The following is a 15010-nucleotide window of genomic DNA, read 5'->3' as shown; positions in this document are numbered from 1 at the left end:
ATTAAGTTATCGAAGGTTAACCTTTTCAGAATAAATAATTCAACAATCAATAATTTCTTTCCCTGTTTTATTGAATACTTTATGAGGTTTATAGCTATTAAGCAGATTAAATATAGTCAATATTTTTAGCTCATTTTGTTTAACGGTTTTACTACTTTATGGTTATAAGTAGAAGGGACTAAAGGAATTGATTTACATCACTATTAGGAGCAAAAAGACGCTTTAGATTGGCAAGCATTCGTTCTGCTTAACTACTTCAGTTTATCTTTTAAATAAACGAGAATCTTAAAACAAAATAGGGAACAGGCTGTTATATTCCTAATTAGATGTTTATACATGTATTAAAAGTAAGTTAAATGATAAAGTTCTATCTTTTTTCCCTACTGTTACTCCCACTTATACTATTATTCCCTCTATTTTCTAATGCACAAGGTATCCATTTTGAACAAGGAGATTGGTCGGCGGTAAAAGCCAAGGCCAAAAGTTCTAATTTGCCAATCTTTGTTGATACTTATGCTTCTTGGTGTGAACCTTGTAAGTGGATGAATCATAATGTTTTTTCAAAAGAAGAGGTTGGAGCATTTTTTAACGAACACTATATTAGTTACAAATTGGATGTAGAAGGAGAAGAAGGCGCTAGTTTTGCTGCAAAGTACCAAGTGACAGCCTATCCCACTTTATTATATTTTAATACAGAGGGGGAGCTGGTGCATCGAATTATTGGAGCTTTTGAGGCAGAAGATTTGCTTGATAAAAGCAAGGAGGCTCTATTGCCTGAACATCAAATTTATACCTTGCAAAAAAAATTTAAAGCAGGAGAAAAGCAGCCAAAATTCTTAAAAAAATACGCTCATGCTCTGATGCGTGTTGGAGAAAATTACCAAAAGGTAATTGACGCCTATATTAGTGAAGTGAGCTTAGAAGCATTGATCGAAGAGGCTAATTTTGAGTTCCTAGAGTACTATGTCAATGATTATAAACACGAAGCTTATCTTTATGTGGCAGCCAATAAAGCTGATTTTATTCTTTCGTTGGGAATCGAACGAGTTGAAAATTACTTGGATGCAGCTTTTAAAATTCGATGTTATAAGTTGATTGAGAATAGATCTGATAAATCAACTGTTCGAGCATTTTTACAAGAGGTAAAGCAAATTTTGCCTAATCGTGTTGATTATTTCAAAACTAGGATGGATTTTTATGCCAAAAAGGGAAACGAACGGCAAAGTTATCGCCTAGCTAAAAAGTATGAAAAACATTGCAAGGATTCCCAAAGCCTAAATGCTATTGCTCGTTACATGCTAGATATTTATGGCAAAAGCAAAACACATTTAGAAACTGCCTTAGAGTGGGTAGATCGTGCTATCTTATTGGATGAAAATATTTATACTTTAGAGACTAAAGCAATGATTCTATTGGCGCTAGATCAAAAACAAGCAGCTTTAGAAGTTGCCCAAAAACAATTGATCTTAAGCCAAAAATCAGGAGAGTATTTAGAAGAGACCCAAGCTTTGATTGTAAAAATAAAGGGATAAAAAAAGATTTGAAAAAGTATAAGCCGATAATAGGCAATTCATACTTTTTCAAATCTTTAACTGCTTAAGTTGAGAAATAATTAGACATTAAACATAAACTCTAACAAATCCCCATCTTGAACAACATATTCTTTGCCTTCTTGACGCAAGGTACCTGTTTCTTGAGCACCTTTCCAGCCATTATTGGCAATAAAATCATTATAAGAAACGGTTTTGGACTTGATAAAACCTCGTTCAAAATCAGAGTGAATAACCCCTGCTGCGCCAGGAGCCTTTGTTCCAACGGTAATTGTCCAAGCTCTAACTTCCTTTACACCAGCAGTGAAGTAAGTAATTAAATTCAAGATATTATAACAAGCATGAATCAACTTGTTAACACCTGGTTCTTTTAGTCCCAAATCAGATAAAAATTCCATGCGTTCTTCGTAGGTATCCAATTCGGCAATATCCGCTTCAATAGCAGCACTAACCAATATGATTTCAGCATTTTCATCTTTTACAGCCTCTCTAAAGGCAGCTGTATGTTCGTTTCCGTTTACCACAGAATCTTCATCTACATTACAAACATAGATGATTGGTTTAGCAGTTAGTAATTGTAGTTGACGAACAATAATTTCTGCTTCTTCTGTTTCATAATCATCAAAACTACGAGCAGGTTTTCCATCTTCCAAATGCTGCAATAAATTCTCAAATATAGTGACCAATTTAAGTAGCGCTTTGTCTCCTCCTTTAGCCATTTTCTTTTGCTTCTGAATCTGCTTTTCAATGGTTTCCATATCCTTGAAAATTAGTTCCAAATCAATGGTTTCTTTATCTCGAACAGGATCTACAGCACCATCAACATGGACAATATTGCCATCTTCAAAACAACGAACAACATGTACAATTGCATTTACTTCACGAATATTCCCCAAAAATTGATTTCCTAATCCTTCTCCCTTGCTCGCTCCACGAATCAAACCTGCAATATCTACAATATCAATTGTTGTAGGAACTACCTTTTGAGGGTTGATAATAGCCTCTAATTCGGTCAATCTATTATCAGGAACAGTAATGGTTCCGATATTAGGTTCTTTAGTTGCAAAAGGATAGTTCGCTGCCAAAGCTTTAGCAGAGGAAAGTGCATTGAAAAGCGTTGATTTTCCAACATTAGGAAGCCCAACAATTCCACATTTTAATGCCATGTTATTCTTAATTAATTAAATGTTAGCAATTCTTTTAAGCCAAAAGTTGCTGCAAAAATACAATTATTTGTGGAAGTGCGAAAGCAAAGGTTCTTTTTAGTTGCCTATTTCATTAAATTCGATGAGCTGCTAGTCATAAATCGTCTTTTATTCCATAGATCTCTTTTTGTTTTACTTTCCTTAATCGTAAGGAATGTACCGTTCGTCTGATAAATGGAAGAACTGACCTAAACAAACATTTTATTGTACTAGATATTTTTTAACTTGCAATGGAAGCATTTTGAGACACTTTTTTAGAAAACCAAAAACTTTCTATTGAGCAATTGTTTGTTGAATGCACAGTTGTTTTGTCTTTTTATCCAAACTCTGAGTACAGGACAAAACAATTGGACTTAAATAAAGTAAGGGATTAATGGAACTATTTTTCAGATATTAGATCAAGCTATACCGTTGATGTATTACATCAAGCCTGCTCGATCATTACATTCATACGTTTAGATATCTAGACCCTATTAGGCTGTTATAGGGTCTAGAATCTAAAAGCAAAGCGATCTAGCATCTAAGATCGAAACATAGTTTTAGTTTAAACTGTACTTTATAAGTATCCTTTACCTGTTTTGTCCTGTACTCAGATCCAAACTATTAACCAAAAATAACGCTCAAATTATGATGAATTGGAAACTATGCTTAACAAGCTGCTTGCTTTTAGCTATAACTCAATTATCAGCACAGAATACGCCATTGTGGATGCGCTATTCTGCCATTTCCCCAGATGGGAAAGAAATTGTATTTAGTTACAAAGGTGACTTGTACAAAGTACCCAGTCAAGGGGGAACCGCTAGGGCTCTAACCTTGCACCAAGCACATGATTACAAGCCAGTGTGGTCAAAAGATGGCAAACAAATAGCGTTTGCTTCTAACCGTTATGGCAATTTTGATGTGTATGTAATGTCTGCTGAGGGCGGGAAACCAACTCGTTTAACTTATCATTCTTCCAATGACTATCCCTCTGATTTTACACCCGATAGTAAAGGGGTTTTGTTTAGTTCTTTGCGTTTAGATAATGCTCAAAACAGAATGTTCCCTTCTGGGCGTATGGAAGAATTGTATCAAGTTCCTGTAACAGGGGGACGTGTAACGCAAATTTTGACCATTCCTGCTGACGAAGCCAAGTATTCTAAAGATGGAAAAACAATTGCTTATCACGATAGAAAGGGGTATGAAGATGAGTTTAGAAAGCACCATACTTCTTCGGTAACTCGTGATCTTTGGACTTATAATGTTACCACAAAAAAATACACACAAATTACTACTTTTAATGGTGAAGACAGAAACCCTGTTTTTGCTCCCAACGGAAAAGAATTGTTTTACTTGAGTGAAGCCAGCGGAACATTTAATGTTCATGCTGTAGATCTTAGTAATACGAGCAGTACTCGAAAAGTTACGCAATTAAAAAATCACCCTGTTCGAAATCTTTCGATTTCTAATACTGGGCTGATGTGTTTTAATTACAATGGAGAGATTTACACGCTTACAGATGGAGGAAAACCTAAAAAAGTTGCCATCACTATTATTGCAGATGATCGTTACAATGCAGAACGAACAATTGCTGTGAAGTCGGCGCAAGAAATGGATGTATCTCCTAATGGAAAAGAGATTGTTTTTGTTAATAGAGGGGAAGTGTTTGTTACTTCTGTAGAAAGTGGCATGACCAAAAGAATTACCAATACACCAGAAAGAGAACGCACAGCTAGTTTTAGCCCAGATGGGCGTGCTATCCTATATGCTGCCGAACGAAATGGAAGTTGGAATTTATATCAAACCAAATTAGCTAGGGAAGAAGAGAAGTATTTTTTTAATGCTACGATTTTAAAAGAAGAAGCCATTCTAGAAAGTAAAAACGAAACTTTTCAACCTGCTTTTTCTCCAGATGGAAAAGAAGTTGCATTCTTGGAAGAACGTACCGCATTAAAAGTCATTAATCTCGAATCCAAAAAGGTTAGAGAAATTCTAGCAGGAGACAAAAACTATTCTTATCAAGATGGCGATCAAACTTACTCTTGGTCTCCAGATGGAAAATGGTTTTTAGTGACCTTTTTGCAACCTCAGCAGTGGATTGAAGAGGTGGGCTTAATCAAGGCAGATGGCAAGGAGTCTGTTATTAATTTAACAAGAAGCGGTTATGGGGATTATGCGCCCAAATTTGCTATGAACGGCAAAATGATTATCTGGGCTTCTGGACGTGATGGAATGAAAGCTCAAGCAAGCTGGGGAGGACAGTCTGATATTTATGGTATGTTTCTAACCGAAGAAGGTTGGGATCGTTTTAATCTAACGAAAGAAGAATTTGCATTGTTAAAAGAGCGAGAAAAAGAGGATAAGAAGAAGAAAAAAGAGGACAAAAAAGAAGACAAAGACGAGAAGGAAGATAAAGAGAAGGAAAAAGCGGACAAAGACAAAGAGAAAATTAAGTTAGAACCTATGACCATTGATTTTGATGGAATTTATGATCGTAAAAAACGATTGACAATCCACTCTTCTTCTATCATGGGAGCGATTGTTTCTAAAGAGGGCGAGAAGTTGTATTACATGACTCGTTTTGAAAAAGGATTTGATCTTTGGGAGACTAATTTGAGAACAAGAGAAACAAAAATCTTGATGAAATTAGGTGCTAGAGGTGGCGGAATGGAATTGTCTAAGGATGGAAAATACCTTTTTGTGGTCAATGCAGGGAAAATAGCTCGTATTGAATTGGCAACTAAAAAGAAAAAGTCAATTAACATCCAAGGTGAAATGTTGTTGAAAGAAGGAGAGGAACGTGCCTATTTATTTGAACATGCTTGGAGACAAGTCGTGAAAAAATTCTACAAAGAAGATTTGCACGGCGTGGACTGGGATTTTTACAAAAAAGAATACGCTCGCTTTTTACCCCACATCAACAATGGATTTGATTTTGCTGAAATGATGAGTGAATTATTGGGAGAGTTAAATGCTTCTCATACGGGTTGTCGCTATCGTTCTCCTTATCAAGCAGGTGCTGATGCTACAGCAAGCTTAGGTGTTTTTTATGATGAAACACATACTGGAAAAGGTTTGTTGATTGCTGAAGTCATGAAAAAAGGACCTTTCGATAAAAAAGCTTCTAAAGCAAAAGCTGGGGTAATCATTGAAAAAATTGATGGGGTAGAAATTTTACCTGAAATGAATTTTTATCCTTTACTCAATCGAAAAGCAAGAAAATATACTTTGGTCACTTTGTTCGATCCTGCAACCAACGAACGTTGGGAAGAAACCATTAAACCAATTAGCCGTGGTGCAGAGTTTAATCTTCGTTATAAGCGTTGGGTTGAGAATTGTAGAGCAATTGCCGAAAAAGCTTCTAATGGTCGTATTGGTTATGTGCATGTTCGTGGCATGAATACAGGAAGTTATAAAACAGTTTATGAGGAAGTATTGGGCAGAAATGCTGGTATGGATGCGGTTATTGTTGATACTCGTTTTAATGGTGGCGGCTGGCTGCACGATGATTTGGCGACCTTTTTGAGTGGTAAAATTTATATGAAAGTTCAGCCTCGTGGGCAAGATATTGGTAGAGAACCAATGTTTAAATGGTACAAACCTTCTTGTGTTTTGATGAGCGAAGGCAATTATTCGGATGCGCATATTTTTCCTTATGTTTATAAAGCACTAAATGTAGGTAAATTGATCGGAATGCCTGTGCCTGGAACAGGAACGGCAGTTTGGTGGGAGCGCTTGCCTGGTGGTTATGTATTTGGTATACCACAAGTTGGAATGGTTGGCAATGATGGTGCTTTTATGGAGAACACTCAATTGGAGCCAGACATCAAAGTTGCCAATGATCCTGCTCGAGTTACCAATGGGGAAGACCAGCAAATAGAGGCAGCCGTTAAAGAGTTGTTGCGTCAAGTAGATGGAAAATAATTGGATGCTATAAAAAGATTACTCCGTTCAGAATAATATCAAAAAGCCTTTATAAGAAGTTCTTATAGGGGCTTTTTTTTTGAATGGGAACTGGGTAATCAGAAGTACAGCAAAAAATCCCTTTTAAAAAATTGCAAACTACTTTGGTGTTCTTCCTGAAACATTAAGTCGAATACAAAAACGTATTATTTCTTGATCTTAGGTCAAGTTTTAGATGTAAAAGGCTTACTAAATTTGTGAATCAGAATTAAATGTGAGTACTTGGTAAATGTATTTAGTCACTTAAGTTAAATAATAAAAAGTAGTAAAATGAAAAACATCATTGAAAAATCCTATTTATTAATACTGATATTAATGTTAGGAATTTGTGCTTGTAAGAAAAATAACTTCCATGGTCAGAACGGACAGAACGGACAGAATGGGCAGAACGGGCACAATTGTACGCTTACAGTTGATGGTAATGGGATTTCGTCAACTAAGGCGGTTAACTTATCAAATTTCACGGGGATTGCGAATTACACATCTATCAATATAGAATGTAAACGAGGGAATACTCAAGAAGTTGTCCTCTTTGGTGATGAAAATATTATTCCCTTTGTAAAATTAGAAGTAATAAATGGTCTATTGTCATTTAAATTACAAGATGATATATGTTTAAATAATTTCAATTTGCGTGCAGAAGTTACGGTGCCTACTTTTGATCATTTAGAAATACGAGGCAGCGGTAATTTTAATACATCAACTGCCTTTGTAACCAATCAATTATTATTAGATATACAGGGGAGTGGGAATATGGACCTATTTAGTACATCTACGAATGATTGCACTGCTATTATTGCAGGGTCAGGTAATATTAATATTACAGCCCAAAATACATTAAATCTTACTATCAACGGAAGCGGAAATGTTTACTATAGAGGGAACCCAACTATAACTCAGGCAATTAATGGTTCAGGCAATTTATTTAATGCTAATTAAATTGATGTATAAAATTTATTGTCTCTAAATCAATGAAATTCCTATAATAATTAAGTTGAAGGACAAAAGAGTAGGTTAAAAAATGTAGTTTTAGCGGACTAAGCAAGGCTTTTCAAATGAGTGGTATGTTAATAGCACCAAAGAAAATGCCCAGTTAAGTGGAAAAAAGACGCTCACCACCTGGGCGCAACGCAGCTAACTGATCTCACGAGTACTGCGAGTAATTTATTGTTAGTTATTTTTGTCTTTCAACTTAATTTATAAAAACAAAATGCTATTTTGGCAAACCTATTATAGATCCCTTAGAATTAGTGCTTATTAGATATGAAAGAAAAATCGACCTTTAAATTTGAGATCAAAAACCTTCAAGAATTAATCTCCATTGGGTATCTATCCTTATTGGTTTTTGGCATCATAAGGGAGAGCATTACCTATGGCATTTTGGGAATTAACATCATGTATTATTCTAGTGTACTTGATATTTTATTAAGCCCAATTATCATTTTGACCACGGATTTAGCCATTGCTGTTTTTGTTGTTGTAATTCCCATTTTATTTTATTGGATACTACGTCAAATTGGCAAGTTTCACCATAAGCACAAAACAAAAGAATGGTACAAAAAAAGAATTGATGTAGCGGGAATGGAAGAGAGTTTTGGGAATAAAAATAGCCTGCCAATATTGCTTGTATTTATGACGCATGGCTTGTTGTTGGGGATCTTTTTGAGCGATGCTGTTATAGGAGGATACGCTTTGCAGAAAAAAATAGCCAATAAAGAACAAAAGATGAGCCACCAGATTACATTTATGGATAAGGAAAAGCTAAAGGTTAAGATTATAGGTCAAAATAGTCAATATCTATTTTACATTTTAGACCAACAAACAGAAATTTCTATCTCACCCATTCAGGGAAATATTAAGCGAATCGAACAATTGAAGAAATAAAAATACATTAACCATTGATAAAGGTTAATTTACTTCGCTTTAGAAAAAAAAAGATCTAAAGTCATTCCCTAGAATTGTCATAGTTTTAAAAAAAAGTCGTAGAATTGCCAACGCTAAAGGCTATTATTTCGTTCTTGATAAACATAGGGCACTCGCCCCTCTTAGAAGGAGACCAACTTCTATATTAATGAAATTACTATCAAACCTTTCTAATCAGTATTTTATTGAGATTAACTCTACCTTTTTGAGCTTATTTTACACCACATTAGTTTCCCGTTAGTGTTTAGTAATAAAACATAGGGGGACAACTCTATTCTTCTAAAAAATTAAAAAACTGTTATTTCAATTTAGTTTTAACACTTATGTTAAGAACCATGAACCTAATTGTTGCTGCTATTATTTTATCAATAGTATTGCACTGTTCTTCTTGTAAAAAAGATTTATTAGATAAGCTTGCTTATAATTCCGCAGAATGGGAGGATCGTCCCGAAGGAATTATGTGTTGGCCCGAACCCAAAAACACTACCCTAGAAAATGGAGAGTTGAGTTTTAATGCGAATCATATGCATTGTATTATGATTCAGATGCACCCTGATCATTTCAAAAGAATGAGAAATGAATCTAGATTTGGGCCGTCCATTCAATTAAGAGAGGGCGATGCTGCTAAAGCTGCCGCTTATGAATACTTAAACGAATGTGATGTTGCTTTTCCTTCTTATTATAATTGGTATAAAGCCGATTTAATAATTGATGAGGTCTATTTACCCAAAGTTGGGCTTCGAAAAAAAGGCTTTTTGGGCTCTATCTTTTCGTCTGCTCCTTCTTTGAAAATTAAAATTGACAAATACGAGCAGGGACAGTTTGTTGGTGATGGTGGGTCTTCTTACATTACCCTCAACAACAACTCAGAAGATCCTTCTAGAATTATTCAGTGCTTGATGTATAAGGTGTTTGAATGGGCAAACTATCCTGCTCCTAGATGCAATTTGGCTAATGTAAGTATTAATGATGAGGCATTAGGCGTTTACAGCCACATAGAAGCTATTGATCGTCATTTTTTGCAGCGAAATTTTGGCAACAACTCTGGAGATTTGTACGAAGGACAGCTTACTGATTTTAAGGTGAATTGGCTGCTGAGATGGGAGCCTAAAAATTCTTCTACCGACAAAAATAAAAGGCAACTGCATAAAATTGCTAGAATTATAGAAGGAACCCGAACAAAGGACTTGTTTTACGAGTTAAATAAATATATCAACGTACGAAAATTTATCCGATTTTGGGCTTTGGAAGTATTATTAGGACATATGGACGGTTATACTCGAAATAGCAATAACGTATATATTTATTTTGACCCTAATGATAACGATAGAGCAACTTTTATTCCTTGGGGGATGAATTATTTTGACCCAGAAGAAAGTGACGAGGAGGTTGATATTCGTGAATATGTAACGGCTGAATTGCCAAGACGACTGTCTAGAACTTCTGTGGCAGCTGCTCTTTTTAAGCAAGAAATGGAGTCCTTATTAGAGCATGTTTGGAATGAAAATAAATTGCTCAACCTTATCGATCATTTTAAATTGCAGGTAGAAAGTGGGCAAGAAGATCCTTATTATAGTTATTCTGTACATGAACTAAAAAAGTGGGTGCGGGATAGAAGAGAAATGATAGAAGATGTATGTGAGGAGGGGTTGCCCAGAGGAACGCATATACCTAATGAAGTTTGTCATTTTGAGTAAACTAAAACGGTAACGAAAATAATAGTATAAATGATTGTTTCTAAAAAATGGTTTTTATTTTTTCTATATATATGTTGTTTTAATGCTGTACTTTTTGCCCAAGAGCATAAGCGAAAAAATGACGTTGATGGTAAATTATGGACAGGTCTTTATTTTAAACATAAATTTAATAAACGTTGGAGTATTGGAGTAAAAACAGAAGGTAGATTTAAACTAGTGGAGTTTGACCGCATGCTTCTAGAATTAAGAGGAACTTACAATCCTAAATTTCATGATTTTGTCAAACCGCTTAGTCTTACGATTGGTTGTCGGTATTTTTTTGAAAACGATGAGGATGGAATAGAATTAGATGATAACTATGTTAGGCTTTTTGCTGCCCTAAATTATAAAGTGGAGATTAAGCGATTTATGGTAGAAGGGAGAGTTTTGTATCAGAACCGAGCTGGGCTAGATACCAAAAAGAAAATTGTAAAAAATGACTGGGCACAAGATATTAGGTGCCGAATTAAATTGGCTTATAATTTTAAAAAATGGAAACTAGATCCAGAGCTTTGGTGCGAGATCTTTATACACGATGAGATAGGAGCCTTGGATGGTTTTACCAAGTATCGATTGGGGGCTGGGACAAAGTATAAGTTTAATAAGCAACACGCACTAAGATTAAAATATATTTTTGAACAAGAAGTAAAGTACTACTTCCCTGACACAAGCCATATTATAGCCTTATCTTATATTTATACCAGTGCTAGCAAAAAGAAATCTAAAAGAAAGCCTTCTAATAAAGTTAGATAGCTATGGGTAATATTTTAGCTCCTTGATAGGAGCTAAAATATTAACGTGCAATGATCTAAAAAATTAGGGGAGTTAATGGATAATACTTCGCTGATTAACTGTGTTGCTAGGTTATTCAGGTTTCTAGCGGAGCAATGAATGAAATAAAAACAATTATTTTAAATTAATTCGAAAGGGAAGATTGAGTTTTACTCGTACAGGTTTCCCTTTGTCTTTGCCAGGAGTCCACCTACGTGGCAATTCATTCATAAATTGGATAATGCGTAGGGATTCTTCGCCTATGGGATCTCCTCCTGTATTACGGATAATTTGGGCATTGACAATTGTTCCATGTTCCGTTACAATAAAGTTAATTATACTTATACCACCCATGCCATCTTTTCGAGGAATATCTGAATAGTTAAAGTGGGTATACATATAAGACAACAAGGTTTGGTCAGAACAGCGTTTTTTTTCCATCAGAAGGCTCGTTTCAGACTCACAACCAGGGAATCGTGGCATTTGTTCCACCACAACAAATACTGGTGGTAAATGATCTGTGGTGGTGGCAGTTTCTTCTATATTTTTTATTTCTACGTCTTCGATTTCCTTTTCCTCATCCATTTCCACTTCACAAGTCGTAATGATAGGGGCTTCTTCAATGGGGGGCAAAGGGGCTGCTGTGGTCGTATTTTTCACTTTTTCTAGTTCATAAGCGGCAGGCCACTGCTGTTCAACTTGAGTTCTTATTTGCTGATAAGCTGTAGCGTTTTTGATTCGGTTGTAAAAATTAGACAAACCAAAAAGAACGTCTAGGTGTTCCTTGCTTTCCATGCCAAATTTTTGAACACGACAGGCAATTAATTGCAGCCATAATTCCTCGGCTTGTTTATAATAGAGTGGTTCCAAAGCACAGTTTATATAAGCTGCTTTCCAGTTTTTTAAATAAATCTCAGAAGTGCTACCATAGTACTGGTCGGATAATTTTAGAAGTTGGAATATATTGGAAAATTTGCCCACTTCTATAGACAACTTAAACCACTTATTTTTCCTCAGAAAATCTTGCCCAATAGATGGCTTTTCTTCTAGAACCAGTTGTAACCATGAAGCCAAGTAATAGTCGGAAAGGTAACGATTGATTTGTTTTAGCTGTTCAATAGAATCTTCTTGGATTCGTTTGAGGCTGGGAGCTAATAGTTTTGTTTTTTGTTGCTTTATAAGTTGATGAACTGCTGTTAAAGAATCCTTTGCTGCCGCTATATTTTTTTGATGGTGCAATTGTTGGATCTCTTGGAGCAAAGAAGAAATAGACAAAAAGTCAATGGAATTTAAATACTTTTTTGATTTTTTATTTTCCTCAGTTAGTGTTTTATTGGGTTTGTTTTGAGCTGTAGCGTTTTTATAAAATAAAAAAAAGCAAGTTATAAATAGTATAAATAATTGGTAGCGTTTCATCTATTAATTTATATAGGAACTATTGTAATTTAAATTGTCTGTAATGAGCTTGCGAAAGTAAGGGAGCTATCTTATAAGATGCACCAAAGGCAATTTATGGCGTTTAACTAAAGAAAAGAAACTGCTCATCTCTCAACGTTGAATTGTAAAGAACCTATCTTAGGCTAGGATAGATTCTTTACTCCGATAAAATATTCTCTGCTAAAAATAGAATAAATTTAACATTAAAAAGAATGTTTAATCTTGTTCTCTTCTTGCAATTCGTGATGAGACAGTAAAATAAAGCCAATGCTTTTTTGATCAATGCGCTGACAATGGCTTAATGCTGTTTCTATCGTTTGCATAATTCGATCAAAGCCCCCATTCTCAAACATACGTTTATGATTTTCTTTCTTAAAGTAACCATTTTGTACAATTGCTTCTTTTAGCTCTTGGGTGGTATCAATATTAGGCAATGCAGCAAAATTAAGCTGCTCTAAATCGTCTAGAACGGCATTAAGTTGATCTAAGCCTTTATTAATTTGAGCGCCAAATTCATCAATCTCAAATTGTGAAACATCATCTCTAGATTGAATGTTATGAAGTTCTTGATGGACATAGTTTTTGACATTAATAAGGGTTTTAAAAATATCAATAATCGCTAAATGCTGTTGGTATAAATCAAGCAAGGTTTGTTCTTTGCCTACTTGTTGCGCCAAGGATAAATGGAAGGCACAAAAGTTCATATCCCACTCCTTAAAACTTTCACTGAATAGCTTTTCTCGTTCTTCGGACAAGTTTAGATAGCCTTTTTGTACGGTCTTTTTCTGGTAAGTTTGCCCCTGAAAAACAAAGGATTTATCTTTGGTGGTGCCTTGGGCAATTTCTTGTGCTTTGCGCATCAAGCCCTCAATCTCCTGTACAGGCTTCATTAGCTCTTGCAAATCCAATTTTATTTGCTCTAGTTGTTTTTTATTAGGGGCTTGAATAGTTTGAGCAGCTTCTTTTAGGGCTGTCATGTCTGAAACGGATAAAAAGCGATCTTGGAAGGTATGGTGATATTCTTCTAGCAATTCATTTCCTTTAGATTCTGCACGAATAAAATCTTCAAAGGCTTGAGTATCTACATAAGAAGAGGGTTTTAGATTGAAGTAAAGTTGATAGAGCAAGGTCGTCATTTCTTCTTGTAAAGCTTCTTTATTTCTAAACAACAACCAAGGCTGGCGATCGTCCATTTGACAAGGAATATAAGGGCTTTTAGCATTTTGCTCTCGTTGGTCGTTAGGAGGATGACTAGCGTACATGCTAACCTTAGAGTTTTCGGAACCTTCAAAATACAATTTGCCTCCTCGTTCATCCATTGGCAAGCTGTGAAGCAATTCTTTTTGCTGAGCGGAAGAACGCTCAATAGCAAAGTTATTGTGCACATAAAGATTTTGTACAAAAATGTTCTTTTGAGTTGCCAAATAAGCATGATTTACGGTTTCATTCCAGTTGATAAACCCTTTGTCCAGTTTCCAAAGAGCGGCAATAATAGCATCACTACCAGAAGTACTAACAGCAATTTTATCGGCATTAAATTCCATTTCTCGAGAGAGGGAGGAGTACATAATATTCAAAAATTGATAAAATCCTCCTAAGATCTGTCGAATTCCCCAAATAACAGGCGTTATTGCCCAAGCTGCTGCGGATAAACGAAGATCTGCATTTCGCCATTGATCCAACATATCATCCCATTTGTCTCTAGCATAAATCATATCAAAAATAATGGTGTTGGCAGAATTGATATAACTACCAATTTTCATGCTTCGCTGTGCAAAATGACCAAATTCATGACTAATAACAGCCTTAAATTCAGATAAATTTAGAGTACTAACCAAGCCTAGCCCAATGGTCAACTCTTTTTTGACTGGAAATAGGAGACTTAGCCATACGTTGGTGTACGAAACGTAGGCATTAACATCTGGATCAGCATAGATAGCTTTGGGTTTAGGAGCGCCAGTATCGCTACATATTTTGTCAATAAAATCCCAAAGCTCAGGATAATCTTTCTTTTGAAGCTTTATTCGATTATTAGGCTTTGGATTTTTTAATTTAAAGACAAACTTTAGCGTAAAAACAAATAACATAATTGAAGCAGCAATGGCTCCAATTTTTAATAAAATAGTTAGTTGGTTGATAATGCCCATATTGTACATAAAGGCATAATAAATTAGATAACCTAGGGCAATAACCATAGCAGTGTATAAGGCAAAAAATACAAAGATGGCTAAGATGGCAAGAATGGCTCTAAATTGATAAGAAGGAGTTAATGCCGTTAGTTTTTTGGTGCTAAGGCTAGGGTTTTCAGGATACAAGGTTGTTTTCATAATGGGTTTGAATTTAGTTTTTCATAGGTAAGTAAGCGGGCATAAAAAAGTATAGGTAAAAAAAATAATTATTTTTAGTGCTAATCAAAGAAAAAAGTTGAAGTTTTAGCGAGCTAAAA

9 protein-coding genes are annotated in these 15010 nt (G+C 35.2%); 6 read left to right on the top strand and 3 right to left on the bottom strand.

Going from position 1 to position 15010, the window contains the following annotated elements; all coding sequences use genetic code 11:
* Positions 1 to 356: 356 nt before the first annotated feature.
* A complete protein-coding gene (locus AsAng_RS10695; protein ID WP_264792770.1) occupies positions 357 to 1532 on the top strand; it encodes a thioredoxin family protein in 1176 nt (391 codons plus the stop codon).
* Positions 1533 to 1612: 80 nt separating this feature from the next.
* Here AsAng_RS10695 and ychF read toward each other — a convergent pair whose 3' ends face one another.
* The gene (gene ychF / locus AsAng_RS10690) at positions 1613 to 2716 is read right to left on the bottom strand and encodes a redox-regulated ATPase YchF (RefSeq protein ID WP_264792769.1); all 1104 of its coding nucleotides are present in this window, start codon (positions 2714 to 2716) and stop codon (positions 1613 to 1615) included.
* 666 nt (positions 2717 to 3382) lie between these two features.
* Here ychF and AsAng_RS10685 point away from each other — a divergent pair.
* The 5 genes from AsAng_RS10685 to AsAng_RS10665 all read left to right on the top strand — a co-directional run bounded on the left by AsAng_RS10685 (position 3383) and on the right by AsAng_RS10665 (position 11109).
* Complete coding sequence (locus tag AsAng_RS10685; protein WP_264792768.1) at positions 3383 to 6658, top strand: S41 family peptidase; 3276 nt, start codon at positions 3383 to 3385, stop codon at positions 6656 to 6658.
* A 309-nt stretch (positions 6659 to 6967) separates the two neighbouring features.
* Positions 6968 to 7636 carry a DUF2807 domain-containing protein gene (locus tag AsAng_RS10680; RefSeq protein ID WP_264792767.1) on the top strand — a complete coding sequence of 223 codons (669 nt, stop codon included), beginning with the start codon at positions 6968 to 6970 and terminating at the stop codon, positions 7634 to 7636.
* A gap of 324 nt (positions 7637 to 7960) precedes the next feature.
* The gene (locus AsAng_RS10675) at positions 7961 to 8581 is read left to right on the top strand and encodes a hypothetical protein (RefSeq protein ID WP_264792766.1); all 621 of its coding nucleotides are present in this window, start codon (positions 7961 to 7963) and stop codon (positions 8579 to 8581) included.
* A 374-nt stretch (positions 8582 to 8955) separates the two neighbouring features.
* On the top strand, positions 8956 to 10317 hold the full coding sequence (locus tag AsAng_RS10670) for a CotH kinase family protein (RefSeq protein ID WP_264792765.1): 1362 nt from the start codon (positions 8956 to 8958) through the stop codon (positions 10315 to 10317).
* 30 nt (positions 10318 to 10347) lie between these two features.
* On the top strand, positions 10348 to 11109 hold the full coding sequence (locus AsAng_RS10665; RefSeq protein ID WP_264792764.1) for a DUF2490 domain-containing protein: 762 nt from the start codon (positions 10348 to 10350) through the stop codon (positions 11107 to 11109).
* 153 nt (positions 11110 to 11262) lie between these two features.
* Here AsAng_RS10665 and AsAng_RS10660 read toward each other — a convergent pair whose 3' ends face one another.
* A complete protein-coding gene (locus tag AsAng_RS10660) occupies positions 11263 to 12543 on the bottom strand; it encodes an energy transducer TonB (protein ID WP_264792763.1) in 1281 nt (426 codons plus the stop codon).
* A 224-nt stretch (positions 12544 to 12767) separates the two neighbouring features.
* Positions 12768 to 14891 carry a M48 family metalloprotease gene (locus AsAng_RS10655; protein WP_264792762.1) on the bottom strand — a complete coding sequence of 708 codons (2124 nt, stop codon included), beginning with the start codon at positions 14889 to 14891 and terminating at the stop codon, positions 12768 to 12770.
* Positions 14892 to 15010: the final 119 nt, after the last annotated feature.

The organism is Aureispira anguillae (assembly GCF_026000115.1).
Taxonomy (GTDB): Bacteria; Bacteroidota; Bacteroidia; order Chitinophagales; family Saprospiraceae; genus Aureispira; species Aureispira anguillae.
The sequence above is the reverse complement of the archived record's forward strand: the minus strand, read 5'-3'. Positions and strand labels throughout refer to the sequence as shown.